Annotated in this window: 24 protein-coding genes; 11 read left to right on the forward strand and 13 right to left on the reverse strand. The window is 74.0% G+C overall.

The genetic code is table 11. The features are described from left to right. Window positions 1-18: 18 nt before the first annotated feature. Window positions 19-381 (reverse strand): helix-turn-helix domain-containing protein, encoded by a 363-nt coding sequence (locus AB0398_RS27970; RefSeq protein WP_366378400.1) that lies wholly within the window; start codon window positions 379-381, stop codon window positions 19-21. Window positions 382-552: 171 nt separating this feature from the next. Between AB0398_RS27970 and AB0398_RS27975 the strand changes: the two genes are divergently transcribed. Next, window positions 553-1,404 (forward strand): NAD(P)-binding domain-containing protein, encoded by an 852-nt coding sequence (locus AB0398_RS27975; protein ID WP_366378401.1) that lies wholly within the window; start codon window positions 553-555, stop codon window positions 1,402-1,404. A gap of 25 nt (window positions 1,405-1,429) precedes the next feature. Here AB0398_RS27975 and AB0398_RS27980 read toward each other — a convergent pair whose 3' ends face one another. Further along, entirely contained in the window at window positions 1,430-1,996 is a 567-nt protein-coding gene (locus AB0398_RS27980; RefSeq protein WP_366378403.1) for a CchlQ, read from the reverse strand. A 150-nt stretch (window positions 1,997-2,146) separates the two neighbouring features. Between AB0398_RS27980 and AB0398_RS27985 the strand changes: the two genes are divergently transcribed. Further along, window positions 2,147-2,863 carry a hypothetical protein gene (locus AB0398_RS27985; protein WP_366378404.1) on the forward strand — a complete coding sequence of 239 codons (717 nt, stop codon included), beginning with the start codon at window positions 2,147-2,149 and terminating at the stop codon, window positions 2,861-2,863. A 13-nt stretch (window positions 2,864-2,876) separates the two neighbouring features. Here AB0398_RS27985 and AB0398_RS27990 read toward each other — a convergent pair whose 3' ends face one another. The 3 genes from AB0398_RS27990 to AB0398_RS28000 are packed head-to-tail and all read right to left on the reverse strand — an operon-like array spanning window position 2,877 to window position 4,755. After that, window positions 2,877-3,662: an SDR family oxidoreductase gene (locus AB0398_RS27990; protein ID WP_366378405.1), complete on the reverse strand. Its 786-nt coding sequence runs from the start codon at window positions 3,660-3,662 to the stop codon at window positions 2,877-2,879. An 11-nt stretch (window positions 3,663-3,673) separates the two neighbouring features. Next, window positions 3,674-3,913 (reverse strand): DUF397 domain-containing protein, encoded by a 240-nt coding sequence (locus tag AB0398_RS27995; RefSeq protein ID WP_366378406.1) that lies wholly within the window; start codon window positions 3,911-3,913, stop codon window positions 3,674-3,676. Beyond that, on the reverse strand, window positions 3,910-4,755 hold the full coding sequence (locus AB0398_RS28000; RefSeq protein ID WP_366378407.1) for a helix-turn-helix transcriptional regulator: 846 nt from the start codon (window positions 4,753-4,755) through the stop codon (window positions 3,910-3,912). Before AB0398_RS28000 ends, AB0398_RS27995 begins: the two co-directional genes overlap by 4 nt. A gap of 150 nt (window positions 4,756-4,905) precedes the next feature. Between AB0398_RS28000 and AB0398_RS28005 the strand changes: the two genes are divergently transcribed. Next, window positions 4,906-5,373: an ATP-binding protein gene (locus tag AB0398_RS28005; protein ID WP_366378408.1), complete on the forward strand. Its 468-nt coding sequence runs from the start codon at window positions 4,906-4,908 to the stop codon at window positions 5,371-5,373. On the opposite strand, the gene fusA is transcribed toward AB0398_RS28005, so the two are convergent. After that, on the reverse strand, window positions 5,333-7,339 hold the full coding sequence (fusA, locus tag AB0398_RS28010) for an elongation factor G (protein ID WP_366378409.1): 2,007 nt from the start codon (window positions 7,337-7,339) through the stop codon (window positions 5,333-5,335). The genes AB0398_RS28005 and fusA overlap by 41 nt on opposite strands. A gap of 363 nt (window positions 7,340-7,702) precedes the next feature. Beyond that, entirely contained in the window at window positions 7,703-8,119 is a 417-nt protein-coding gene (locus AB0398_RS28015; RefSeq protein ID WP_366378410.1) for a VOC family protein, read from the reverse strand. Between the two features lie 185 nt (window positions 8,120-8,304). Here AB0398_RS28015 and AB0398_RS28020 point away from each other — a divergent pair, with 185 nt between their 5' ends. The 3 genes from AB0398_RS28020 (at window position 8,305) to AB0398_RS28030 (ending at window position 11,130) form a co-directional block, all read left to right on the forward strand. After that, window positions 8,305-8,829 carry a tetratricopeptide repeat protein gene (locus tag AB0398_RS28020; protein ID WP_366378411.1) on the forward strand — a complete coding sequence of 175 codons (525 nt, stop codon included), beginning with the start codon at window positions 8,305-8,307 and terminating at the stop codon, window positions 8,827-8,829. Window positions 8,830-8,939: 110 nt separating this feature from the next. Continuing rightward, entirely contained in the window at window positions 8,940-9,899 is a 960-nt protein-coding gene (locus AB0398_RS28025) for a hypothetical protein (RefSeq protein WP_366378412.1), read from the forward strand. Window positions 9,900-9,972: 73 nt separating this feature from the next. After that, window positions 9,973-11,130 carry an aminopeptidase P family protein gene (locus AB0398_RS28030; protein WP_366378413.1) on the forward strand — a complete coding sequence of 386 codons (1,158 nt, stop codon included), beginning with the start codon at window positions 9,973-9,975 and terminating at the stop codon, window positions 11,128-11,130. Between the two features lie 14 nt (window positions 11,131-11,144). On the opposite strand, the gene treZ is transcribed toward AB0398_RS28030, so the two are convergent. Together treZ and AB0398_RS28040 are read right to left on the reverse strand one after the other, a co-directional pair. Continuing rightward, window positions 11,145-12,896: a malto-oligosyltrehalose trehalohydrolase gene (treZ, locus tag AB0398_RS28035; protein WP_366378481.1), complete on the reverse strand. Its 1,752-nt coding sequence runs from the start codon at window positions 12,894-12,896 to the stop codon at window positions 11,145-11,147. Window positions 12,897-12,977: 81 nt separating this feature from the next. Beyond that, window positions 12,978-13,925, reverse strand: coding sequence for a GNAT family N-acetyltransferase (locus tag AB0398_RS28040; protein ID WP_366378482.1), 948 nt, complete (start codon window positions 13,923-13,925; stop codon window positions 12,978-12,980). 307 nt (window positions 13,926-14,232) lie between these two features. On the opposite strand from AB0398_RS28040, the gene AB0398_RS28045 reads away from it, so the two are divergent. From AB0398_RS28045 to AB0398_RS28055, 3 genes are all read left to right on the forward strand, one after another. Continuing rightward, entirely contained in the window at window positions 14,233-14,781 is a 549-nt protein-coding gene (locus AB0398_RS28045) for a DUF1707 and FHA domain-containing protein (protein WP_366378414.1), read from the forward strand. 166 nt (window positions 14,782-14,947) lie between these two features. Further along, window positions 14,948-16,147: a cytochrome P450 gene (locus tag AB0398_RS28050; RefSeq protein ID WP_366378415.1), complete on the forward strand. Its 1,200-nt coding sequence runs from the start codon at window positions 14,948-14,950 to the stop codon at window positions 16,145-16,147. 84 nt (window positions 16,148-16,231) lie between these two features. Then, window positions 16,232-16,729 carry a hypothetical protein gene (locus tag AB0398_RS28055; RefSeq protein WP_366378416.1) on the forward strand — a complete coding sequence of 166 codons (498 nt, stop codon included), beginning with the start codon at window positions 16,232-16,234 and terminating at the stop codon, window positions 16,727-16,729. Between the two features lie 45 nt (window positions 16,730-16,774). Here AB0398_RS28055 and treY read toward each other — a convergent pair whose 3' ends face one another. Together treY and glgX are read right to left on the reverse strand one after the other, a co-directional pair. Beyond that, a complete protein-coding gene (treY, locus tag AB0398_RS28060) occupies window positions 16,775-19,147 on the reverse strand; it encodes a malto-oligosyltrehalose synthase (protein WP_366378417.1) in 2,373 nt (790 codons plus the stop codon). Window positions 19,148-19,288: 141 nt separating this feature from the next. Then, the gene (glgX, locus tag AB0398_RS28065) at window positions 19,289-21,412 is read right to left on the reverse strand and encodes a glycogen debranching protein GlgX (RefSeq protein ID WP_366378418.1); all 2,124 of its coding nucleotides are present in this window, start codon (window positions 21,410-21,412) and stop codon (window positions 19,289-19,291) included. 479 nt (window positions 21,413-21,891) lie between these two features. On the opposite strand from glgX, the gene AB0398_RS28070 reads away from it, so the two are divergent. Further along, on the forward strand, window positions 21,892-23,214 hold the full coding sequence (locus tag AB0398_RS28070) for an SAV2148 family HEPN domain-containing protein (RefSeq protein ID WP_366378419.1): 1,323 nt from the start codon (window positions 21,892-21,894) through the stop codon (window positions 23,212-23,214). Between the two features lie 90 nt (window positions 23,215-23,304). Beyond that, entirely contained in the window at window positions 23,305-24,030 is a 726-nt protein-coding gene (locus AB0398_RS28075; RefSeq protein ID WP_366378420.1) for a 3'-5' exonuclease, read from the forward strand. Window positions 24,031-24,093: 63 nt separating this feature from the next. Here the strand turns inward: AB0398_RS28075 and AB0398_RS28080 are convergent, their stop codons facing one another. Together AB0398_RS28080 and AB0398_RS28085 are read right to left on the reverse strand one after the other, a co-directional pair. Next, the gene (locus tag AB0398_RS28080; protein WP_366378421.1) at window positions 24,094-24,921 is read right to left on the reverse strand and encodes an alpha/beta hydrolase; all 828 of its coding nucleotides are present in this window, start codon (window positions 24,919-24,921) and stop codon (window positions 24,094-24,096) included. A gap of 111 nt (window positions 24,922-25,032) precedes the next feature. Further along, window positions 25,033-25,890 carry an aminoglycoside phosphotransferase family protein gene (locus tag AB0398_RS28085; RefSeq protein WP_366378422.1) on the reverse strand — a complete coding sequence of 286 codons (858 nt, stop codon included), beginning with the start codon at window positions 25,888-25,890 and terminating at the stop codon, window positions 25,033-25,035. Window positions 25,891-26,011 lie beyond the last annotated feature (121 nt).

Raw genomic sequence — 26,011 nt, forward strand, 5'->3', positions numbered from 1 at the left:
CGCCTTCGCGACCAGGGCCTACCCGGCGTCGACGGAGACCTTCTCCGCGCCGATCCGCCGCATCCGCTCGGTGCCCCACTCGCCGAGGGAGTCCAGGGCGGCGTTGAGCGAGACGCCGTGCTCCGTCAGGGAGTACTCCACCTTCGGCGGCACCTCGGGGTACACCTCGCGGTGCACGAGCCCGTCCTCCTCCATCTCCCGCAGGTGCTGGACCAGCATCTTCTCGCTGACGCCCGGCAGGCCGCGCCGGAGTTCGGTGAAGCGGCGGACCCCGTGGTGTTCCAGCTCCCAGAGGATCAGCGACTTCCACTTGCCGGTGACCACGTCCATCGCCGCGTCGATCCCGCAGAAGTAGGGACCGCGTCGTGCCGATGCCGCCATCAGCCCTCCCTCGCACCGTACTTACCTCGGGGTGAGTACCCCACTAATTAGTCCGTACTGGTCAACCCTACCGGCGGCGCGGAGGATCGAAGGCGAACGGGGAACACGAGAGGGAGCACCGAAGATGACGACCGACGGCACGGCAACGGCAACGACAGCGGTAGCGTCCGGGTGAGCGTGCTCGGCCTGGGAGCGATGGGCGGCGCGCTCGCGACCGCCCTGGTGAAGGCCGGACACACGACGACGGTCTGGAACCGTTCACCGGGAAAGGCGGACGACCTCGTCGCCCTCGGCGCGCGGGCCGCCGCCACGGCCGCCGACGCGGTCCGGGCCGGAGAGCTGGTGGTCGTCTGCCTCCTCGACCACGCGTCGGTCCACGAGGTGCTCGATCCGCTCTCCGGCGACCTGGCCGGACGCGCCCTGGTCAACGTGACCACGACGTCCCCCGAGCAGTCGCGCGAACTGGCCGCCTGGGCCGACCGGGCCGGGATCGCCTACCTGGACGGCGGGATCATGGCCGTGCCCCAGATGATCGGAGGGCCCGGCTCCTCGGTCCTCTACAGCGGATCGGCCGAGGTCTTCCAGCGGTACGGGCCGCTGCTCGACCTGTGGGGGACCGGCGACTACTTCGGCGAGGACGCCGGCCTCGCGTCCCTGTACGACCTCGCCCTGCTCGCGGGCATGTACGTCATGTTCGCCGGGTTCATGCAGGGCGCCGCCATGGTCGCGCCGGCCGGGGTGTCGGCGCGCGAGTTCGCCGCCAGGGCCGCGCCCTGGCTGACCGCGATGACCGGCTCCTTCCAGGAGTACGCCGAGGTGATCGACGGCGGGGACTACACCGTGGAGGGACAGCAGAGCCTGGAGTTCTCCGACCTCGGCGACATCCTGGCCGCCGGCTCCGCCCAGGGCGTCGGCACCGAGGCGGTCGCCATGGTCCAGGAGCTGATCCGGCGTCAGGTCGACGCGGGCCACGGGGCGGAGGGGTTCGCCCGCGTCTTCGAGAGCTTCAGGCGTCCGGCCTAGGGCGTGCCGGGCGTCGTGGCCCCGGTCATGATCCGCCCGAAACGTCCTGAGCCGTACGCCCCGCGCAGTGCGGGCAGCGCTCGCGGCCGTCCCACGCGGACCAGCCGAAGTCGGCCGGGGCGAGGGCGCGGCCCTCCAACTCGTCGCGGACGGCCTCGCGGTAGGCCCAGACGGCGTCCAGGTAGGGGTGGTAGACGTCGTGGAAGGCGGGATCCGAGATCCCGGCGCCCCCGGCGACCGTCCTCCGCAGGGCGCGCAGGTGCTCGAACATGGTCTGGCCCGCCCTCGTGACCCCGGCACTGCCGTCGAGGAAGAGGCGTTCGCGCACCTCGTAGACCCGGGCGTCCGTCAGCGCCGACCGGCTCGCCTCCTCCAGGCCGTCCGCCCCGGCGCCGTCCCCGTTCTGCGCCAGCCTGCGCAGCTCGGTGTGGGCCGCGCCCGCCGCCGCGATGAACTCCGTGTAGACGTCCCGGCGGCGCTCCTGGAGACCGCGCCGGTGCTCCTGCCCGGTGCGCAGGCGGTCGGCGAGGACCGCGCCCGCCATCGCGATCAGACCGCCGCCCACCGTGGCGACCAGCGTCCCCCACTCCATGCCGTGCCCCCCCGTCGGCGTTCCGGAGGGACGCCCCCGCGCCGCCTCCCCGCCCCCGATCATGCCCGAAGACCGAGGCCCGCCGCCGCACCTGCGGCGGACCCGGACCGGGCTGGTAGCTTGAGCCGCTCGTATCTTCCTGGGGGGCTCGTGCGAACGACATCGACCGTGGTGACGGCCGCGCTGCTGTGCGTGGTGACGGGTGCCGCCCTGGCCGGCTGCTCGGACGACGCGGCCCCGCCGGAGCCCTCCGCCGGGGAACTGCTCGACCGTGCGAACGAGACGATGAAGGCGCTCACCTCCGTGACCGTCGACTGGACCCACACCGGGGTCGCCACCGGCGCCCGTCAGACCGGCCGCATGACGACCGACCTCAAGGACACGTGCACGTCCAGGGTGACCTGGACCAACAGCGGGACCTACGAACAGATCCGGCTCGGGGACACGGCCTACGCCCGCGTCGACCGTGCCTCCCTCAAGGGCCCCGAGAGGGAGACGACCAGCCCGAGGACGGCCAGGCCGGGGAAGCCGGACCTCTGGCGCAAAGCCCCCGTCGACAAGGAGACGGCCGAGGACGGACCGACCGCCTGCACCCGCGAGTTTGCCTCCTTCGGCACCGCCGTCAAGGGCGGGCGGACCAAGGTCGGCGACACCCCCGCCGTCCCCCTGGTCGTGAACGACAAGGCGGAGGAGGGCGGCACCTACACCTTCTACGTCGCCACCGAGGGCGAGCCGTACATCCTCAAGGTCGACTACAAGGGCCCCACGCACCGGACCACCACCACGTTCAGCGCCTTCGACCGCCCGCTGGACGTGCGGCCCCCGGCCGACGCCGACGTGCTGGTCGCGGCCCCGGCCGGGGACTGAGGAGCGGCCCCGCTCAGTGGACGGACAGACCGCCGTCCACGAAGAGGGAGTGCCCCGTGACGTACGCGGAGGCCGCGCTCGCCAGGAAGACGGCCGCGCCCGCGAAGTCCTCCGCGAGCCCGTTGCGGCCGATCATCGTGCGGGCGGCCAGCGCGGCGACCTTCTCCGGGTCGGAGGAGAGCCGCTCGTTCAGCGGGGTCATCACGAAACCGGGCACGAGCGTGTTCGCCGTGACCCCGTACGGAGACCACGCCTCCGCCTGCGAACGGGCCAGCGACTCCAGACCGCCCTTCGACACCCCGTACGCCCCGCTCTGCACGAACGCGCGGTGCGCCTGCTGCGAGGTGACGTGGATGATCCGCCCGAAACCGCGCGCGGCCATCCCGGGCCCGAACCGCTGACCCAGCAGGAACGGCGCCTCCAGGTTCACCGTCATCGTCGCGTCCCAGACGTCCTCGCCCAGCTCGCCCAGCGGCGGGCGGAGGTTGATCCCCGCCGAGTTCACCAGGACGTCCGGCTCCCCGAAGACGGCCGCCGCCTCCTCGGCCCCGGCCCTGATCCCCTCCCGGGTGCTCAGGTCCGCGCTCACCCAGGCCGCCCGACAGCCGTCGGCCGTCAGTTCGTCCACGGTCGCGACGAGCTCCGGTTTCCTACGGGCGAGCACGACCACCTTCGCCCCGGCGCGGGCCAGCGCCCCGGCGACGGCCCGGCCGATACCGGAGCTGCCTCCCGTGACGAGGGCGGTGCGCCCGTCGAGCGAGAAGAGGCCGGAGAGGTAGTCGGCCGGGTTCGTGCTCATGGTGACGCCCTTCAGCTCAGCCGGGTCAGGAACGCGGACCAGGCGCCGGGGGAGAGGGCGAGCTGCGGACCGGTGACGTTCTTGGAGTCGCGGACGTGGACGGTGGAGGGGCAGGAGGCGACCTCGACGCAGTCGCCGCTGCCGCCGCTGCTGTAGCTGGACTTGTGCCAGGACAGGGCGACTTCGACGCAGTCGCCGCTGCCACTGCTGCTGTAGCTGCTCTTGAACCAGGCCAGGTCTGTGGTGCTCATGGCGCTCCTCGCATCTCCTGCAACAGGCTCACGGAGTCCTCTGCGGAGAGAGCCTGTGCCCGCATCCTGGCATATCGCTTCTGGAGGATGCTGACCACTTTGGCGTCGGACATGAGGAAGCCGTTTTCCTGCCCTTCGCAGTACGCGTACCACTTGTTCTCCGGAGTCTCCAGGAGCTGAAGTGGCCCGTCGAGGCCTGCGTGGTGTCCGCGTACCTGCGGCATGACCTGGATGTCGATGTTGCGCCGCGCGGCCATGTCGAGGATGTGCTCGATCTGCTCCCGCATGACCTCCGGTCCGCCCGTCTGGCGACGCAGCACGTGCTCCTCGATGATGAAGCTGTAGATCGTGTGGGGGCGGTCGGTGAGCAGTTTCATCCGCTCGACACGCGCCACGAGCTTCGACTCGATCTCGTCGTCGCCCAGCGCCGGGATCTGCTTCTCGAACAGTGTCTTCGCGTACGTCGGAGTCTGGAGCAGCCCCGGCACCAGCCGGTTCTCGTACGTGTAGAGCGTCACCGCCTTGAGTTCCAGCTTCGCCCACTGGCGGAACCACTTCGCGAGGCCCGGCTTGCGCGTCAGGTGCTTCGCCGCGCCCTGGATCGCCCCGAACGCGTCGAGCACCACCTCCGACTGCTCCACGAAGTCGTCGGACGGGAAGCGCCGGCCCTGCTCGATCGATGCCACCGTCGGTACGGAGTACCCGACGCGCGGCGCGAAGGCCTCCTGCGTCAGCCTGGCCCGCTTGCGGAAGGCCTTGACCACCTCCCCGAAGGCCTTCAGGCTGTCCGTCGCCTCCGGTTCGCTCCCGCTCTGTCCCTCGTCCGGCACCGCGTCCGTCACTCCGGCCACCTCCCGCACCCGTGCGCTCGTCTGAACGGCCCCATCGTCACGGATGGTGACGGGTACGGTCCAGAGTGTGAACCCGTACGCTGTCGCAGCGTACGGGTTTCTGAGCTGGCAACCCGCCCCGCACGACGTCACATTGGCCCCATGACCTCCCCCGTGACCCGCGAAGTGCCCGTCACCGTACGTGTGTTCGCGCAGCGCTTCAGCTCGACCCCGCGCGGCGCCCGGCTCGCCCGCCGGCTCGCCGTGCTCCAGCTCGACCGCTGGGGCGTCCCGTACGGCTCCGAGACCTCCGAGACCGCCGCGCTGCTGGTCGCCGAACTCGCCGCGAACGCCGTCACCCACGGCCGGGTGCCCGGGCGCGACTGCGAGCTGACGCTCTCTTACACGCCGGGGCTGCTGCTCCGCGTCGACGTCTCCGACACCCGGGGCGAGCGGCGCCCGGCCGCCGTCGCGCAGGGGCCCTTCGACGAGGGCGGGCGCGGATTACTCCTGGTCGAGGCGCTGGCCTCGCGGTGGGCCGTGCTCGACCGCGTACCGGTCGGGAAGACCGTACGGGCCGAGCTGGACCTCAGCCCCGGGCCGGCTCGTACCCGGCCGGGCGGGTCGTGAAGGTGCCCCGGCCCTGGGTGCGGCCCCGCAGGCGGGACGCGTAGCCGAACAGCTCGGCCAGCGGCACCGTCGCCGCCACCACCGCCGTACCGCCCCGGGCGGTCTGGTCGGTGACCCGGCCCCGGCGGGCCGCGAGGTCGCCGAGGACCGCGCCGACGGACTCGGCGGGGACGGTGACGGTCACCTCGGCCACCGGCTCCAGGAGGGTCATCGCGCTCGCCCGGAGCGCCTCGCGCAGGGCGAAGCGGCCCGCCGTGCGGAAGGCCATCTCCGAGGAGTCCTTCGGGTGCGTGGCGCCGTCCGTGAGCGTGACCCGGACGCCCGTCACCGGGTGGCCGCCGAGCGGGCCCTCCAGGAGGGCGTCCCGGCAGCCGGCCTCGACCGCGCGGACGTACTCCTGCGGCACGCGACCGCCCGTGACGGTGGACCGGAACGCGAACCCCTCGTCTCCCTCCAGCGGTTCGACGTCGAGGACGACGTGGGCGAACTGGCCCGCGCCGCCGTCCTGTTTGACGTGGCGGTACAGCAGGCCGGTGACGCCCTTCGCCACCGTCTCCCGGTACGCCACCTGCGGGCGGCCGACCGCGACCTCCAGGCCCCGGTCGCGGCGCAGCTTCTCCACCGCGACCTCCAGGTGCAGTTCGCCCAGGCCGGACAGGACGGTCTGGCCCGTCTCCGGGTCGGACCGGACGACGAGCGACGGGTCCTCCTCCGACAGGCGGGCGAGGGCCGTCGCGAGGCGGCCGGTGTCCGTGGTGCGGCGGGCCTCGACGGCGACCGAGACCACCGGGTCGGCGGTCGTCGGCGGTTCGAGGACGACCGGCGCGGCCGGGTCGCACAGGGTCGCCCCGGCGCGGACGGACTTCGGGCCGACGACGGCGACGATGTCACCGGCGCGCGCCGCTTCGACCTCCGTCGCCCGGTCCGCCTGCACGCGCAGGATGCGGGCGATCCGCTCGGTGCGTCCGCCGGTCGCGTCGAGCACGGTGTCCCCCTTTCCGATCGTGCCCGCGTAGACGCGGACGTAGGTCATGCGGCCGGTGGCCGTGGCGTTCACCTTGAAGGCGAGCGCGGTGAACGGCGCCTCCGGGTCCGCCGGGACCTCGCCGCGCACGGGCGGCAGATCCGACGGGGCCGGGAGGTAGGCGACGACGGCGTCGAGCAGGGGCTCGATCCCCCGGTTGCGGTAGGCCGAGCCGCACAGCACGACCACGGCCTCCCCGGCGAGGGTGAGGTCGCGGAGCGCGCCCCGCAGGGTCTCCTCGGCCAGCTCCTCGCGGGCGAGGAACTCCTCGAAGGCGCCCGGATGCAGCTCCGCCACGGCCTCCTCCAGGCGGCGCCGACGGTGCCGGGCCTCGTCGAGGAGGTCGTCGGGGACGGCCCGCTCGTCGTACGCGTCGGCGCCGTCGGCCCACACGTACGCCCGCATCCGGAGCAGGTCCACGACGCCGGTGAAGCCGTCCTCGCGCCCGATCGGCAGCTGGACAGGGAGCGGGACGGTGCCGAGCCGGTCGCGGATCGACGCCACGGCGGCGTCGAGGTCCGCGCCCGCCCGGTCCAGCTTGTTGACGAACGCGAGGCGCGGGACGCCGTGCCGGTCGGCCTGCCGCCACACCGTCTCGCTCTGCGGCTCGACGCCCGCGACGGCGTCGAAGACCGCCACCGCGCCGTCGAGGACGCGCAGCGAGCGCTCGACCTCGTCGGAGAAGTCGACGTGGCCGGGCGTGTCGATCAGGTTGATCCGGTGGCCGGCCCAGTCGCAGCTGACGGCCGCCGCGAAGATCGTGATGCCCCGGTCCCGCTCCTGCGGGTCGAAGTCGGTCACGGTGGTGCCGTCGTGCACCTCGCCCCGCTTGTGGACGGCTCCGGTCAGGTACAGGACCCGCTCGGTGACGGTGGTCTTGCCGGCGTCGACGTGGGCCAGGATGCCGAGGTTGCGGACGGCGGTGATCTCAGGGGTGCGCACGGTCTCGTGCCTTTCGCTGCTGCGGTGGTGGAACGGGCAGCGCGATTCCCGGACGACGTTCAGGTACGGCAGGCGTACGGGGTCGTCACGGGCGGCGATGGCGGGCGCGCAGCCGCCACCGCGCGGACGGGGAGGCGAGGATCACGTCGTACCGGGCACGGGAGGAGGACACGGCGACGGCGGCGTGGCTGCGCACGGTCTTCTCCCCTCGGACGGACGTCTGACGGCGCCACCGAACGGTGCGCCGGGACGTGAGTGTAGGGAGCCGAACGGGCCGTGGGACAACGGTTTTTCACGGGGCCGCGCGGGACGCGGCCCCTGGACCGGGGCCCGGCCGCGAGCCGGCCCCGGAGGCCCCCGGGACTACGCGGCCGCGTCCGCCGGCTGGAGGAGGTCCCAGCGGTTGCCGTACAGGTCCTCGAAGACGGCGACCGAGCCGTACGGCTCGTGGCGCGGCTCCTCCAGGAACTTCACGCCGGCCTCCGTCATGCGGGCGTGGTCGCGGGCGAAGTCCTCGGTGTGCAGGAAGAAGCCGACCCGGCCGCCGGTCTGGTTGCCGACCGAGGCCTCCTCGGCGTCGTTCTTGGCGCGGGCGAGGAGCAGCCCCGCGTTCCCGAGGCCGCCGACCCCGGCCGCGCCGGGCGGACGGACGACGACCCAGCGGGTGCCGCCGCCCCGGTCGGTGTCCTCGACGAGGTCGAACCCGAGGGCGTCGGTGTAGAAGGCGATGGCCTCGTCGTAGTCACGGACGACGAGGGTGACGAGTGCGATGGACGGCATGGAACCAAAAGTAGTACGTATCGGTCTACCCGCGTCAACCGGCACGCCCGCCGTGAAGAACGCCCGACATGGACACGCAACAATTCGAGCGCCCCGCGGCCCGGGGAGGGCCCGGCGGACATCGGGACCGCGCCCGCCCCGACGAGCCGTACCGGCGGAGCGGCCCTGCCCCTAGGGTGGGCGCCATGACCGACGACCAGGACTGGGAGCGCCGGATCGCCGCGCTCTGGGAGCGCATCGACGAGCACGAGCCCGCCGACTTCCGTGCCCGCGTGGCCGGGCTCGCCGCCGAGCGGCCGGACGGGGACGCCGCCGCCCTCTTCGAGCAGGGCGCCGCCCACGACTCCACCGGCCTGCCCGAGGAGGCCGTCGCGTACTACCGGCGCGCCCTCGACCTCGGCCTCACCGGACTGCGCCGCCGCCGCGCCGTGATCCAGCTCGCCAGCAGCCTGCGCAACCTCGGCCGGCCCGACCGCGCCGTCGAACTCCTCACCGCCGAGCAGGCCCTCCCCGCCGACCGGCTCGACGCCGACGAGCGGGCCCTCGCCGGAGCCGTCGACGCCTTCCTCGCCCTCGCCCTGGCCGACACCGGCCGCGACCGCGAGGCCGCCTCCCTCGCCCTGGGTGCCCTCGCGCCCCTGTTGCCCCGCTACAACCGCTCCCTCGCCCACTACGCCCGCGCCCTCCTCACCGCCCCCGACGGCTCCTGAGCGGCGGCGCGGCGAACCGGCCCCGCCGGTGGCCGAGTTGACCCGTCCGTAAGAGGGCCGACATCCGCACTCGCTACCCTGGCCCCAACGGCGACGGAAGGCGGGCGGGCGTGGGCTGGCTTCGGCGGGGACCCAGGCGGGACGGCGACGACGCGCCGAGGGATCCCGAGTTCGCGTACCTCTCCCGGAACGAGGCCGCGCTCTTCCGCGGCCGGGTCCGGGAGACCTTCGCCGAACTCGGCCTGGAGGTCACCGTCTACGCGGACCACGTCATCGACGACCGGGGACGCCGCTTCGGACTCACCAACCTCGCCGCCGTCTGCCACCAGGACCGGCGCGGCCCCCGCGTCTGGCCCGGACTGATCCGCCGCCACATCGAGCTGGTCGTCCGCGCCATGGACGGCCCCTCCGCGCTCGACACCCTGCCGCCCGAGCAGATCCGCTCCCAGCTCTACCCCCGGGTCGTCAGCGGCGACGGCATCGACGCCGGCTCCTTCGGCTACGCCAGGACCGTCGCCCCCGGCCTGTACGAGATCCTCGCGCTCGACCTGCCCGAGAGCGTCATGATGCTCACCGACGACGCCCTCGCCCGGCTCGGGAACCACGCGCAGCTCCGCGACCGGGCCCTGCGCAACCTGCGCGGCCTCCCCGTCGAGGGGCACGAGACCGTCCGCGACGCCGACGGCATGTGCTTCGAGGTCGTCCTCGGCGACTCCTTCTACACCGCGAGCCGCGTCCTCGACCTCGACGGGGTCGTCCGGCGCGTCACCGGCCTCCCGCTCGGCGAGCACGGCGCCCTGGTCGCCCTGCCCTTCCGGCACCAGCTCGCCTTCCACCCCATCCGGGACACCTCCATCATCCCGGCCCTCGGCGCGATGGCCTCCTTCGCCGCCACCGGCTACGAGGACACCTCGGGCGCCATCAGCCCGTACGTCTTCTGGTGGCGCGACGGCACCCTCACCCAGCTCAGCGAGCACGACGAGGAGCGCGGCGACCTGCGGATCGTCGTCGGCGACGACTTCCAGGAGCTCCTGGAACGGCTCATCGCCCAGGGTCCCGACCGCCACTGACCGGTCGCGGCGCGGCCCCCCGCCGGGCAGGATGCTGTACGTCCGGGACGCAGCGGTCCGAGAAGGAGCCCCCATGCCGAGCACCCCCGACGGCGCCCCCTCCTCCGCCGAGGAGCCCGTGCCCTTCACCGCCGACGACTACCGGGCCCGGATGGCCCGCGCCGCCGAGTCCGCCGCCGACGCCGGGCTCGCGGGCCTGCTCGTCGCCCCCGGACCCGACCTGGTCTACCTCACCGGGTACCGGCCCACCGCGATCACCGAGCGCCTCACCGTCCTCGTCCTGGCGGCCGGACGGGAACCGGTCCTGGTCGTCCCCACCCTGGAGGCCCCCGACGCCGAGCGCTCGACCGGAGCCGCCGCGCTCACCCTGCGCGACTGGACCGACGGCAAGGACCCGTACGCCGTCACCGCGCCCCTCCTCGACGACGGCGGGCGCTTCGGCATCAGCGACAACGCCTGGGCCCTGCACCTCCTCGGCCTCCAGCGGACCCTGCCCGGCACCTCGTACGTCTCCCTCACCGAGGCCCTGCCGATGCTCCGGGGCGTCAAGGACGCCCACGAACTGGCCCGGATCGCGGCCGCCGGGGCCGCCGCCGACCGGGCGTACGGCGAGATCCTCAAGGTCCGCTTCGAGGGCCGCAGGGAGACCGACGTCGCCGCCGACCTCGCCGCGCTGCTGCTGCGCTTCGGGCACTCCCAGGTCGACTTCACCGTCGTCGGCTCCGGTCCCAACGGCGCCAACCCGCACCACGAGGCCGGTGACCGGACCATCGAGCGCGGCGACATGGTCGTCCTCGACTTCGGCGGCCTCAAGCACGGCTACGGCTCCGACACCACCCGCACCGTCCACGTCGGGGAGCCCACCGACGAGGAGCGGCGCGTCCACGACCTCGTACGGGAGGCCCAGCAGGCCGGTTTCGAGGCCGTACGGCCCGGGGTGGCCTGCCAGGACGTCGACCGGGCGGCCCGCAAGGTCATCACGGACGCCGGCTACGGCGCGTACTTCATCCACCGCACCGGCCACGGCATCGGCGTCACCACCCACGAGCCCCCGTACATGATCGAGGGCGAGGAGCTGCCGGTCGTGCCCGGCATGTGCTTCTCCATCGAGCCCGGCGTCTACCTGCCGGGCCGCTTCGGCGTCCGCATCGAGGACATCGTCACGGCCACGGAGGACGGCGGGGCGCGCCGCTTCAACAACACCCCGCACGAGATGGCGATCGTGGAGTAGGGGGAACCGGCGGATCAGCCGTCCGCCAGCACCACCGCCGACTCCGCCGGCACCCGCAGGACCCCGTCCTCCGCCGGCGGGTCGACCGGCTCCCAGGACGCCAGGACCCGGTCCCGGCCGTTGGAGCCGAGCGGGATCACCGCCGGCTCCTTGCCCAGGTTCACCGCCACCCGCAGGTCCCCGCGCCGGAAGACCAGCCAGCGGTCCTCCTCGTCGTAGGCGACCTTCACGCCCCCCAGGTCCGGGTCCGTCAGGTCCGGCAGGGTGCGGCGCAGCGCGATCAGCTCCCGGTGCCAGGCGAGCAGCCGCCGGTGCGGGTCCTCCTCGCGCTCGGTCCGGTCCAGGACCGAGCGGTCCCGGGTGGCCCGGTCCTGCGGGTCGGGCACCTCGTTCTCGTCCCAGCCGTGCTCCGCGAACTCCCGCCGCCGCCCCCGCCGCACGGCCTCCGCGAGCTCCGGATCGGTGTGGTCGGTGAAGTACTGCCAGGGCGTCGTCGCCCCCCACTCCTCGCCCATGAACAGCATCGGCACCGACGGCCCGGTCAGGACCAGGGCCGCCGCGCAGGCGAGCAGACCGGGGGAGACCGAGGCCGAGAGGCGGTCCCCGAGGGCCCGGTTGCCGATCTGGTCGTGGGTCTGCGCGTACCCGAGGAAGCGGTGGGCGGGGGTCCGCTCCCGGTCCACCGGCCGTCCGTGGTGGCGGCCCCGGAAGCTGGAGTACGTGCCGTCGTGGAAGAAGACGTGCGTGAGCGTCTTGGCCAGCGCCGCCATCGGGGCCCGCGCGAAGTCGGCGTAGTAGCCCTGGGACTCGCCGGTCAGGGCGGTGTGCAGGGCGTGGTGGAAGTCGTCGTTCCACTGGGCGTGCAGCCCGACTCCGCCGAGCGCGCGCGGGGTCGTCGTGCGCGGGTCGCCCATGTCGGACTCCGCGATCAGGAAGTGCTGGCGGCCCTGCTCCCGCGCCAGTTCGTCCACGGCCGCCGACAGCTCCTCCAGGAACGTCAGGGCCCGGGTGTCCGCGAGCGCGTGCACCGCGTCGAGCCGCAGCCCGTCGATCCGGTAGTCCCGCAGCCAGGCGAGCGCGCTCCCCAGGAAGTACGCCCGCACCTCGTCCGAACCGGCCGCGTCCAGGTTCACCGCCGAGCCCCACGGCGTGTGGTGGGCGTCGGTGAAGTACGGCCCGAAGACCGGCAGGTAGTTGCCGGACGGGCCCAGGTGGTTGTGGACCACGTCGAGGACCACGCCCATGCCGAGCCCGTGGGCCGTGTCCACGAACCGCTTCAGCGCCTCGGGACCGCCGTACGGCTCGTGCACCGCCCACGGCGCCACCCCGTCGTACCCCCAGCCCCACGTCCCCGGGAACGGGCACAGCGGCATCAGCTCCACATGGGTGACGCCGAGGCCCGCCAGCTCCCCGAGGCGCCCGGCCGCCGCGTCGAGCGTGCCCTCGGGCGTGAAGGTGCCGACGTGCAGCTCGTACAGGACGGCGCTCCGCAGCCGCAGCTTCGGGGACTCATTGCGCCAGGCGTGGGCGGAGTGGTCGACGACCGCGCTCAGGCCGTCGGGACCGTCGGGCAGCCGGCGGGAGCGCGGGTCGGGCAGCACGGGGCCGTCGTCCACGGCGAAGCCGTACCGGTCGCCGTCCCCGGCGGGCGCCACGCCCGTCCACCAGCCGTCCCGCTCGGCGTCCCTCTCCAAAGGATGGCCGCTGCCGTTCAGCTCCAGCGTCACCCGGTCACGGGCGTTCGGCGCCCACACCTCGAAGAGCACGGGAATCCCCTCGTCGTCGGAACCGGTCGGCCGTGCGGTGGGCACGGCCGGCCACCGCGACCATCCTGGCAGTCGGGGCCCCTACGTGCCCGGCGCGTCCCACACGTAGTTGATCGCGCGCTCGAACGTGTCGTAGCCCGTACGGGCGAAGGCGGCCGCCATCGGCACGTTCCCCAGGTCCGTGGCCGCCCGGATCCGGGGCACGCCGACACCGGCCAGGATCCGGGTCCCCTCCGCCAGGACGTCGTCGACGTATCCGTGCCCCCGGTGGGCGGGCAGCACACCGATGTACGCGATCGTGTGGTGGTAGTTGTTCCGGGCGGGGACGACGAAGCCGACCGGCTCGCCGGTCCCCGGCAGCACCGCCACCCGCCACCACTCGCGGGGCGAGGAGTAGTGCGCGAACTCCTCGTCGTAGTGCCGCTCCGCCGCCTCCCGCGCCGAGAGCCCGGACTCCAGCTCGGCCCGTCCGTGCGCGTCGAGGGTGCCGTCGAGGACCGGGACCATCAGGGAGACGAGGTCCTCGCGGTCCCGCACCGGACGGAACTCCAGACGCCCCGCCGACTCCGGCACGGGGGTGCCGGGCCGCCACTCCAGGCGCAGCCGCTCCACGAGGGGGCGGGCGCCCGAGCGCTCCAGGACGGCGAGGACCGACTCCAGATGCGACCGGACCTCCGGGTCCTCGCGCCAGTCGGCCGGGAGGAACCGCCCGTACTCGGGGCGCCGCGCGCCCGCCGGGACGACCGCCGCCGTCGCCGTCTCCAGGAGCCGCAGGCCGACGTCGGCGCGCTCCTCCCCGGACAGCTCCGGGGCCAGATCGAAGAAGTCGAGCGCCTGCGGTCCGGCGCCCGCCGCGTGGGTCCACCAGGCGATCCGGCCGAGGAGCCGGTCGCCGTCCAGGGCCACCCACATCCACTCCGGGAGGCGGCGGCCGGCGGCGAGGTCGTCGGCGAGCTCGTGGTCGAGCGAGTAGGTGAGACGGAGGAAGAGGTCCAGCTCCTGCGGTCCCGCGAGCGGGCGTATCACGATCACGTGTGGTGTTCCCCTGGGGAGTTCGGTGACGAGGCCGGGTGACCGTAGCAGTGATCTTGGAGAAGGGGGTACGGAGTTTTCCGCGGGTCGGCGGGGTCTGCGGGGTCGGCGGGGTCTCCGGGGGCGGCGGGTCGGCGGGGCGGCCGTGGCGCGGGTCACCGGGGTCGGTCGCGGCCCCGGGCGGTCCCGGTGCGGCTTCGGCGTGACCTCGGTGCGGTCCCGGTGCGGCTCCGGCGCGACCTCGATGCGGCCTTCCCGGGGCCCTTCTGGACACTTCGGGCCCGTCGGGCCGACAATCTCGGGTGTGACGACCCCTTTCGAGCTTCCGGCGAACTCCCCTCGGCTGACCGACGCCGAGCGGGACCGCGCGCTGGTGCTGCTCCGTGAGGGCGCCGCCCAGGGCCGCCTCTCGCACGACACCTTCCTCTTCCGGATGGAGCGCGCGCTCCAGGCCCGCCGGCCGGACGAACTCGACCTGCTCGTCGCCGACCTGAGGACCGAGGGGACCTGGACCCGGCGCGCGGTGGGCGTGGTGGAGCGGATGTCCGCGTTCACGGCGAAGCTCGGGCGTGCCTGGCACGCGGAGCGGCTGCCGAAGCTGCTCCTTCCGCACCCCGGTCCGCACCCGCTGCGGATAGGCCGCGACCCGGTCAACGGACTGCGGCTCAGCCACGAGACCACCTCCCGGCTGCACGCCGAACTCTCGCTCCAGGGCGGGCTCTGGGTGCTGCGCGACCTCGGCTCGACGAACGGCACCACCGTCAACGGGCGCCGGGTGACCGGCGCGGTGGTGGTGCGGCCCGGGGACGTGATCGGCTTCGGCCAGATGTCGTTCCGCCTCTCCCACGGCTGAGCGCCCCTCCCTCTCTCCCTCCCTTCCGTCCCAGCCGGACGGCCCCGGAAGGTTCACCCGTTCGGCGGTGCATGGGTGGGCGGTGGGGAGCCCCGGATGGTGGGCTGGAGCGGACGCGGGCCACGTTCTCCGGCCGCGGCACCCACCGCCGACCGCAGGGGGCGTGATGACCGCCGAACCGACCCGAGGCACGGGCGACGACCGGCCGGAAGACCGGGGCGTCCGCGACGGCCGGCCGGAAGACCCGGACGTCCGCGACGACCGGCCGGAGGAGTCCGGCGGGGCCTGGACCCGACTGCCGCTCATGCAACCCGCCACTCCCTCGGCCGCCGCCCCCGTGGAGCCGGGCCCGCACCGCACCCCGTCCGTACGGACCGGCCGGAGCGCCGCGCCCCTCCCCGGCCGTGTGCGCACCGCGCCCGGCCCGGCCGTCGGCACCGGCCGCGCCGGCGGGCGGACCGTCGCGCCGAGCCCCCTCGACCCCGGCGCCTCGCAGGACCCGCACGGCATCCACCGCAGGCTCCGCGAGGAGTTCCCGCTGACCTACGACCCGCTGCTGCGCGCCTGGGTCCTCAGCCGGTACGCGGACGTGGCCACGGCCCTCACCGACGCCCGCTTCACCCACGGCCACCGCCCCGGCGACCCGCCGTGCGTCCGGGCCCACGTCGACGTCGACACGGCCGCGCTGCGGTCCGTCACCGAACGCACCGCGTACGTCCTCGCCCGCCGGATCGCCGAGCGGCCGCAGGCCGACCTGGTCGCCGACTTCTGCCACTGGCTGCCCGCCGGAACCGTCGCCGCCGCCGTCGGCGTCCCCTACCGGGACATGATGCGGCTCGTACGGGGCCGGGCGGCCGGGGCCCTCGCGGGGGAGTGCGGCACCCAGATCGCCGTACGGGAGAAGGCGCTCGCCTCCTTCCTCGGCAACGTCCTCTCCGACCCCGACCAAGTCGCCGCCCTCCGCGACGCGCCCGCCGCGCTCGTGGCCCGCGCCTGGACCGAGTCGCTGCGCCGCGACCCGCCCGTGCAGATCGCGGTGCGCCGCACCGCCGCCGAGGTCCCGGTGAGCGGCGGCACCGTCCCGGCCGGCGCGTCCGTCGCCCTGCTCGTCGGCTCGGCCGGCCGGGACCCGGAGCGCTTCCGGGAGCCCGACCGCTTCGACCCGCTCCGCGACGACCCGGGCCAGCTCACCTACGGCCCCGGCTTCTGCCCGGCCGTCCTCCTGGCCGGCATCGAGGCCGAGTACGCCCTGCGGGCCCTCTTCGCGGAGATGCCCCGGCTGCGCCTCGCCGACGGCTTCCGGCCCACCCCCGCGGGGCTCATCACCCGTGCCCCGCGCACCCTGATCGTCCGTCCCAGAGGCTGAGGCGCGACCCCGCCGCCGCTGCTAGGGTGACGTGCGCTCGTCAACCGAGCCGTATTTACTACCACTTTCAACGGGGTTTGAAACATGAAGATGCGTCATGTCCGCGCGCTCGCCGTCTTCGGCATCGCGCTCGTCGCGCTGACCGGTGCCCGCGGCTCGGGCGGTGGCGGCTGCGACAACCACAGCAGCTCCGGCTCCAGCTCCAGCAGCTCCGGCGGCGGCAGCGGCAGCCACCACGACAGCGACGACAACAACGGCACCTCCGGCGGTTCCGTGTCCGGCGGCTCCAGCGGCGCGAACAAGGCCCTGCGCGACATCACCATCGACACGTGCGCCTACGACGCGGCGACCAAGAACCTCACCGCGCGCATCACCATCAAGAACGACGGCGTGCTCGACTACGACTACGACGTCACGCTGCAGTTCAAGGGCGCCTCCGCGGTCTCGGCGACCGCCACCACGACCGACATCGCGGTCACGGCGGGCGCCTCCAAGAGCGTCGACGTGACCACCGCGTACCCCGGCACCGGCGACGGCTCCGAGTACACCAAGTGCGAGGTCACGCGGGCCAACCGCTCCTGACCCGCGAAGGGGGGCGCGGTCCGCGCCCCCCTTCCGTCATCTCCGTCATCCCGCCTCGTCCGGGATCCGGGCGAGCAGCGCCACCGGCCGCTCCTCGAAGAGCTCCGCCAGCTTCAGCTCCGTCGCCGGGCCGCCGGTGAACTCCCGCACCCCGCCCAGGGCGTCGGCCCAGCGGCCCTCCGGCAGCACCAGCTCCGTGTCCTGCCAGCCGCCCGCCTCCGCGAGCCGCAGCGGGAGCCGGGTGACCGCCGTCACCACCTCGCCCGCGCGGGCGAAGGCCAGGCAGTGGCCGGCGGCCGGTCCCTCGGCCGTCAGCGGCACGTACGCGCCGCCGGGGCCGAAGGCCCCCGGACGCTCGCGCCGCAGTCGCAGCGCCGCCCGGACCAGGGCCGTCCGGTCGTCGTCCGGGCCGGCCGCGAACGGCGCCCGGTTGTCCGGGTCGACCAGCGCCCGGTACTCCCGCTCCGTGTTCTGGTACAGCTCCGGCACCCCCGGCATCGTCAGCTGCGCGAGCAGCGCGCCCAGCGCGTGCGCCCGGATGTGCGGCTCCAGGGCGAAGGCCGCCTCCGAGGCCGCCCGGAGCGGGATCCGGCCGGGCCCGGCCGCCGCGAACTCGGCCACCGCCCGCTCGTACCCCTCGTCCGGCTCGGTCCAGCTCGTCCTGAGCCCGGCCTCCCGCACGGACTTCAGGAGCGCGGGCACCAGCCGGTCCGCGTCCGGCGTGCCGAGGCCGAAGGCGGTCTGCCACGCCGTCCACGCCAGGTGCTGGTCGGGCGCGGGCACCCCCGCCACCTCCCCGAGCAGCTCCGCCCACACCTCCGGGCACTGGGCGAGGACCGCGATCGCGGCCCGCACCTCCGCGCTCCGCTTGGTGTCGTGGGTGGACAGGACCGTGCCCGTGGCCGGCCAGTCCCGCGCGATCCGCAGGCAGTACGCGTGGAACTCCTCCACCGGCACCGCCGGGCGCCCCGCGTCGCCGCCCACCTCGTTCGCCGAGAGCAGCGGCGTGTACCGGTAGAAGGCCGTGTCCTCCACGGACTTGGCCCGCAGCGCCGACGAGGTCTGCGCGAACCGGGCCCGGAACGCCCGGTGCTCGGGCCCGTCGCCCCGCAGCCCGAGGGCCAGGTCCCGCACCAGGTCGACCGCCGTCGCCTCCTCCTCCACCGCGAACGCGGCCTTCGCGCCGCGCGCCGCCTCCGGGGTGATCACCTCCTCGCCGCCGGTCCGGTAGGTCCGGTAGACCGGCACCCGGACCATGAGCTCCCGGATCGCGGTGCGCAGCGCCCAGGGCGCGTGGTCCCGCAGGGCGGGATCGGCGGCGCAGATCCGCTCCGCGATCCGGGTCAGCGCGGCCGTCTCGGCGGCCAGGTCGTGCCCGGCCACCTCGTACGCGGCGCGCCGCTCGGTCGCCTCCCAGCGGCCGCCCCGGTCGGCGGCCTTGCCGACGAACCCCCGGTACAGCTCGGCGAGCGTGTCGGCGCCCACGGGGTCGGTGAAGACCCCGTCGAGCCGCCGCAGCGCGTCGTATCCCGTGGTGCCCGCCACCGGCCAGGCGGCCGGCAGTTCCTCCGCACCGGTGAGGATCTTCTCCACCACCGTCCAACAGCGCCCGCCGGTCGCCTCCGCCAGGTCCTCCAGATAGCCCTGCGGGTCCGCGAGGCCGTCCGGGTGGTCGATGCGCAGCCCCTCGACCACCCCGTCCGCGACCAGCTCCAGGATCTTCGCGTGGGTGGCCTCGAACACCCCGGGCTCCTCCACCCGCACCCCGATGAGGTCGGAGACGGTGAAGAAGCGCCGGTAGTTCAGCTCGGTGCGGGCCAGGCGCCACCAGGCGAGCCGGTACCACTGGGCGTCGAGCAGTTCGTCGAGCGGCAGCCCCTCCGTGCCGGGGCGCAGCGGGAACTCCTGTCCGTCCAGGCGCAGCACCCCGCCGGAGACCCGCAGCCGGTCCCGTACCTCGGGGAGCCGGGCGGGCAGCACCGGGAGCAGCAGCCTGCCGTCCCCGGCCCGCCAGTCCACGTCGAACCAGCGGGCGTACGGCGAGTCGGGACCGTCGCGGAGCACGGCGCGCAGCGCGTGGTTGTGGACGGGGGAGGCCGCCATGTGGTTGGGCACCAGGTCCACGACCAGGCCGAGCCCGTGCGCCCGCGCGGTCGCGGCCAGGGCCCGCAGCCCCTCCTCGCCGCCCAGCTCGGCCCGTACGGACCGGTGGTCGGTGACGTCGTAGCCGTGGGTCGAGCCGGGCACCGCCTCCAGGACGGGGGAGAGGTGGAGGTGGGAGACCCCGAGACCGGCCAGGTGCGGCACGGCGCGCTCGGCGGCCGAGAACGGGAAGTCCGGCTGGAGCTGGAGCCGGTAGGTGGCGGTCGGCGGGGCGGTGGGGCGCGAGAGCGGGGACGGGGCCGGAGAGGAGGTCATGCGAACGTACGTACCCCGCTGGAGGGCCTCTGTGTCATCGCCTCCGGGTCCGTCCGTGCCCACCGCGCCGGATTCCCTCGAAAGGATGACGCCGAACGGCCCCGCCGGTCTCCCGGCGGGGCCGTGGCCCGGAGGCGGCGGTCAGGCCGGCCGGCGCAGCACGGTCAGGCTGAGCGGCGCGAGCCTCACCCGCTCGCCGCCCGCCAGCTCCGGTCCCTCGTGCGGCGGCATGCCCTGCGGGTCGGAGGTGTCCACGACCATGCGCCAGTAGTGGCCGTGGCTGTCCGGCACCGAGAACTCCAGCTCCTTCGACGAGGCGTTGAACATCAGCAGGAAGGAGTCGTCGGCGATCCGCTCGCCCTGCGTGCCCGGCTCCGAGATCGCGTTCCCGTTGAGAAAGACGGTCAGCGCCTGGGCGTGCGCCGCCTGCCAGTCCCGGGAGGTCATCTCCTCGCCCTCGGGCGTGAACCAGGCGATGTCGGTCAGCTCGTCGTGGGTGCCCTCGACCGGCCGCCCGTGGAAGAAGCGGCGCCGCCGGAAGACGGGGTGCTCGCGGCGCAGCCGCACCATGGCCCGCGTGAAGCGGAGCAGGGTCGCCTCCACCTCGCTGTTCTCCTTGGGCCACCGCACCCAGGACACCTCGTTGTCCTGGCAGTACGCGTTGTTGTTGCCGCCCTGCGTGCGCCCGAACTCGTCGCCGTGGCTGAGCATCGGCACGCCCTGCGACAGCATCAGGGTGGCGAGGAAGTTGCGCATCTGGCGGGCGCGCAGCTCCGCGATCCCGACGTCCTCGGTCTCGCCCTCCGCGCCGCAGTTCCACGAGCGGTTGTGGCTCTCGCCGTCCCGGTTCTCCTCGCCGTTCGCCTCGTTGTGCTTCTCGTTGTACGAGACGAGGTCGCGCAGGGTGAAGCCGTCGTGGCAGGTCACGAAGTTGACCGAGGCGAGCGGACGCCGGCCGTCGTCCTGGTACAGGTCGGAGGAGCCGGTCAGCCGGGAGGCGAACTCCGCGAGGGTGCGCGGCTCGCCCCGCCACAGGTCCCGCACGCAGTCCCGGTACTTGCCGTTCCACTCGGTCCACAGCGGCGGGAAGTTCCCCACCTGGTAGCCGCCCTCGCCCACGTCCCACGGCTCGGCGATCAGCTTCACCTGGCTCACCACCGGGTCCTGCTGCACCAGGTCGAAGAAGGACGAGAGCCGGTCCACCTCGTGGAACTGGCGGGCCAGGGTGGCCGCCAGGTCGAAGCGGAAGCCGTCCACGTGCATCTCGGTCACCCAGTACCGCAGGCTGTCCATGATCATCTGGAGCACGTGCGGGGACCGCATGAGCAGCGAGTTCCCCGTGCCGGTGGTGTCGAAGTAGTGCGCGGGCGCGTCGTCCACCAGCCGGTAGTACGAAGGGTTGTCCAGGCCCTTGAAGGAGAGCGTCGGGCCCAGGTGGTTGCCCTCGGCGGTGTGGTTGTAGACCACGTCGAGGATGACCTCGATGCCCGCCTGGTGCAGCGCCCGGACCGCCGACTTGAACTCCAGGACCTGCTGGCCCCGGTCGCCCCAGGACGCGTACGCGTTGTGCGGGGCGAAGAAGCCGATCGTGTTGTAGCCCCAGTAGTTCGAGAGCCCCGCGTCCGCGAGCCGGTGGTCGTTCACGAACTGGTGCACGGGCATCAGTTCGAGCGCCGTCACCCCCAGCTCCTTCAGGTGCCCGATCACCGACGGGTGCGCCAGGCCCGCGTACGTGCCCCGCAGCTCCTCGGGGAGGTCCGGGTGCAGCATCGTCAGGCCCTTCACGTGGGCCTCGTAGATCACCGTGTGGTGGTACTCGGTGCGCGGGCGCCGGTCGTCGCCCCAGTCGAAGTACGGATTGACCACGACCGAGGCCATCGTGTGCGGGCCCGAGTCCAGGTCGTTGCGCGCGTCCGGCCTCCCGAACGGGTAGCCGTACACCGCCTCGCTCCACTCGACCCGCCCCGACACCGCGCGCGCGTAGGGGTCGAGCAGCAGCTTCGCCGGGTTGCAGCGCAGCCCCTGCTCCGGGGCGTACGGGCCGTAGACCCGGAACCCGTACCGCTGTCCTGGCATCACGCCCGGCAGATAGGCGTGCCGCACGAACGCGTCGGACTCGCGCAGCTCCACCGCCGTCTCCGAGCCGTCGTCGTTGAGCAGACACAGCTCGATCCTGTGGGCGGCCTCCGAGAAGACCGCGAAGTTGGTTCCCGCACCGTCATAGGTGGCGCCCAAGGGGTACGCCTGTCCCGGCCAGACCTGCATGGATACGACTATTCCTCTTCTGTCCGGGTTCTTCTGGATGGTCTTCGGCCAGATCCTGCCCGAAAGAGGCGCGAGTTCCCAGGACTTCGCCCGGTCCTGCCGGGTGACCGCCGACCGCGCGGGGGACGGGGAGGAAATGTGTACGAAATGACATCCCGCCACCCGGGGGAACGGGCAACTCGGGAGACTCCGGACGGACCGCCTCCGGAGTCAACATCGGGTTCCGCCGCGTCGCCCCGGGCGGCGCCCGGCGTCCGGACCCGGCCCACCGCCCGGCCCCCGCCGGCACCCCGGGGCGCAACCGCTATGAATCCGCTCACTCCACCCGATCTCGCCCCGCGGAACGGGCGCTTCCGGCTTGCCAGTTGAGGAAGGAGCCTGACGATCCTGCTGCACCGCCTCCCGCTCCCGGAGTACCCTTCCTTGATCGTTGTCGGAGTGGTCGAAACGAGTGTCCAGGAGCAGAAGGCGGTGCGCGGGTGAGCTCGGGAGGTCTGGAGCTGCCCCCAGGGGACGCGGATCGGGACGGAGGCCCGGCCGGCCCCGCCGAGGCGCCGCCCGGAGCGGCCGCACCCCCGGGGGCCGGTGTGCCGCCGGGCGCGGTCACGCCCGCGGGGGCCGGTGCGCCGCCCGGCACCGTCGCCGTGACCAGGCCCGTCGAGATAGGGGCCGCGCTCGACTGGGACGCCGAGGCCTGGAGCGAGGTCCGCACCCGGGCCCAGCGCGCCGGCCGCGCCTACATCTGGCTGAATCTCGTCGAACAGCGCCTGCGGGCCGTCGTCGCCGCCGTCCTGCGGCCCGTGTACGAACCGGTCCACGGCGAGGAGTGGGTGGTCGCCGCCGCCGGCCCGGCCGGCCAGGAATGGGTGCAACGCGCGGTCGCCGTGCGCGAGGTCTCGCGCCGCAAGGGCTACCTCCTCGACCCGGCCGACGACAACGTCCTGAGCTTCCTCACCCTCCCGCAGCTCCGCGAACTGATGGTGCAGCACTGGCCCTGCTTCGAGCCCTACTTCGACGACCGGCGCGAGGTCGAGCTCGCCCTCGACGAGCTGGAGGTCACGCGCAACGTGGTCTCCCGCAACCGGGCCCTCTCGCTGACCGTCCTCGCCCAGTCCGAACGCGCCTCCGCCCGCATCCTGGAGATCCTCGGCAGCGGGGCCGGGGTCCCGTCCGCCGACCGGCTCCCCGTGGACGCCGTCGAGGACCTCGTCGGCGACCGGTACGCGGACGTGGTGCAGGTCCACCCCGACCGGGTCCGGCTCCAGCGGCAGCTGCCCGCCGAGGACCTCTTCGGCGGCGCCCGCCGCCTCGACGCCACCGGCATAGGCCTGAACCTGCTCGTGCAGAACTTCTCCGGGCGCCGCATGGTGCGCCTCGCCGAGTCCGGCTGCCGGACCCGGCTCCTCTTCCTCAACCCCGCGAGCAGCGCCGTCAAGCGCCGCGAGCGCGAACTCGGCCTCAAGAAGGGCGAGCTGAGCCGCTCGGTCGAGATGAACATCCTCCACATGCGCCGGGTCCGCTCCAAGCTCCGCGACCCGGGCGCCTTCCAGATCCACGTCTTCGACGAGACCCCCCGCTTCACCGCCTACCTGGTGGACGGCGACGGCCCCGACGGGGTCGGCGTCGTCCAGTCCTACCTGCGCCGCGCCCGGGGCATGGAGGCCCCCGTCCTCGTGCTGCGCGGCGGCGGCCGGAACGTGGTCCGCCACGACCGGCACGCCCGCGACGGGGACCACGGACTGTTCGAGACGTACCGGGAGGAGTTCGAATCGGTCTGGCTCGACTCCCGGCCCGTCTCCTGATCCCCCGGTACGAGGGGGACCCGAGGCGGTTGTCAGTCCCGCGTGCGAGGGTGGTCAGTACCACGGGGGAGATCACGTAAGGAGGACCCGATGGCTTGGCACGGCGAGACGCTGGTCGGCTTCGACCTGGAGACGACCGGCACCGACCCGCTGGAGGCCCGCATCGTGACGGCCTCGATCGTGGAGGTCGAGGGCGGGGGACGCGTCGCACGGCGGCGGGACTGGCTCGCCGACCCGGGGGTCGAGATCCCGGAGCAGGCCGCCGCGATCCACGGCATCACCACCGAGCGCGCGACGGCCGAGGGCCGGCCGGTGCGCGAGGTGGCCGACGAGATCGCGAAGGCCCTCGCGGAGTACTGGGAGGACGGCGTCCCGGTCGTGGCGTACAACGCCTCGTTCGACCTCACGCTCCTCGCCGCCGAGCTGCGCCGCCACGGACTGCCCTCGATGGAGGAGCGGCTCGGCGGGACGGAGATCGGCCCGGTCGTCGACCCGTACACCATCGACCGCGCCGTCGACCGCTACCGGCGCGGCAAGCGGAACCTGGAGGCGGTCTGCGCGGAGTACGACGTCGTCCTCGAATCCGCGCACGAGGCCGCCGCCGACGCGCTCGCCGCCGTCCGGGTCGCCGTGGCGATAGCCGAGCGGCACCGGCGGGTCGCCGAGCTGGACCCGGCCGAGCTCCACGCGCGCCAGATCGACTGGTACCGCGCCTGGGCCGAGGACTTCCAGGCCTTCCTGCGCCGCAAGGGGAACGCGGACGCGGTCGTCGAGACGGCGTGGCCCCTGCGCGACGCGGCCGTGCCGGCGCGCTAGGGGCCGCCGGGACGGCCGGTTCCCCTCGCGGCCGGTTCTCCGTGAGGCCGGTTCTCCTCGCGGCTAGTTCTCCTTGAGGAAGGAGAGCAGCAGCTCGTTCACCTTCTCCGGCCGGTCGAGCTGGAGCCAGTGGCCCGCGTCCTCGACCCGCTCGTAGCGCCAGCTCCCGGCGACGTGCTCGCCCGTACGGGACATCGAGCGCTCGGTGAGGAAGCGGTCGCCCGTCGACCAGACGCCCATCACCGGAACGGCCTCCGGAAGCGGCGGCGCCGACCCGTCCGCGCCGAACAGGGCCTCCGGCGGCAGCCCCGCCCGGTAGATGTTCAGCGCGGCCGTCAGCGCGCCCGGCGCCCGCAGCGGCTCGATCACCGACTCCGCGTCCGGGTGCTCGGCCAGCATCTCGCGCAGCTGCGCGAAGTCGTTCCGCGCGAGCCAGTCCTCGGCGACCCCGGCGAGCTGGAACAGCAGCATGTACCAGGAGCGCTGCCGCTGCTCCCAGCCCGCCTCCAGGTTCGCCGTCAGGTGCCCCACCGACAGCAGGCTCAGGCTCCGCACCCGGTCCGTCACGGTGTGGGCGAGGCCCTGGGCCACGCCCGAGCCCCAGTCGTGGCCGACCAGGTGGAACCGGTCCACGTCCAGCCGGGCGAGGAGTTCGAGCAGGTCGCCGACGTGCTTCGCCGGGTGGTACGCCTCCGGGCCGCCCACGGGCCGGTCCGACGCGCCGAAGCCCCGCAGGGTGGGGACCACGCACCGGAAGCCCGCCGAGGTCAGGGCCGGGACCTGGTGGCGCCACAGGTGGCGGCTGTCGGGAAAACCGTGCACAAGGAGGACGGCCGGGCCCTCACCGCTCACCTCGACGTCCAGCGTGACGTCCGACAGTTCCACCCGCATCGCAACTCCCTGGTCCCGTCGTCCGGTTCGACGGGATCATGATGGCAGAGCGGGCGCGCCCCGGGCGGGTGCGGGGGCGTCGGAAGGGCCGCGCGTCAGAAGGATCGCGCGTCAGAACGGGTACCAGCGCACCTCCGGGTCGCCGTCCCGCAGCGAGGCCACCCGCCGCTCGAACTCGGCCAGCGCCTTCGGGTTCGTCGGCGCGTGCTGGGCCACCCACGCGCAGCTCGCGGTCTCCCGCGCCCCGCGCAGCACCGCGCACCCCTCCCACTCCCGCACGTCCCAGCCGTACGCCTCGGCGAAGGCGTCGTACGCGGCCGGGTCGAGGCCGTACCGGTCCCGGGAGAGGGCCAGGACGACGAGGTCGTGCTCGCGCAGGTCCGAGGAGAAGGTCTCCAGGTCGACCAGGACCGGGCCGTCCGGGCCGACGTGGACGTTCCGGGGCAGGGCGTCCCCGTGGATCGGGCCCGGGGCCAGGCGCGGGGTCAGGGCGGCGGCCGCCGGGGCGAAGGAGTCGCGCCGCTCGCGCAGGAAGACCGCGTCCGCCGGGTCGATCGCGTCCCCCGCGAGCCGCAGCCACCGCTCGACGCCGCCGAGCAGCTCGCGGCGGGGGAGCGCGAAGCCCTCCGGCTCCGGCAGGGCGTGGACCCGGCGCAGCAGCGGGGCGAGGTCCCGGGGGGCGGGCGGCCGGACCGCCCCGGGCAGCCGGTGCCAGAGGGTGACGGGGTGCCCCGCCACCAGCCGGGGCTTCTCCTCCGCCGCCCGCACGGCCGGGACGCCGGCCTCCGCGAGCCAGGCGGCGAGCGCCAGCTCCCGTTCCGCCCGTCCGAGCAGCTCGGCGTCCCGGCCGACCTTCACCACCAGGTCGCCCACGGCGAAGACGGCGTTCTCCCCGAGCGCGAGGAGCTCGGCCTCCCCGGCCGGCAGCCCCGCCCCGTCCAGGACCTCCCGTGCCCGCGCCTCGTCCATCGACCTCTCCCTCACCTGTGCGTTCGCGTCGAAGTCTCGCATCCGCCCGGGCGCGGCGACCGGGCGCCCGCCCGCTATCGGAGCAAATGAACGGTTCGCGGACGGCCCGTCATTACGAAAC

The organism is Streptomyces sp. NPDC086147 (assembly GCF_040702165.1).
Classification (GTDB): Bacteria; Actinomycetota; Actinomycetes; order Streptomycetales; family Streptomycetaceae; genus Streptomyces.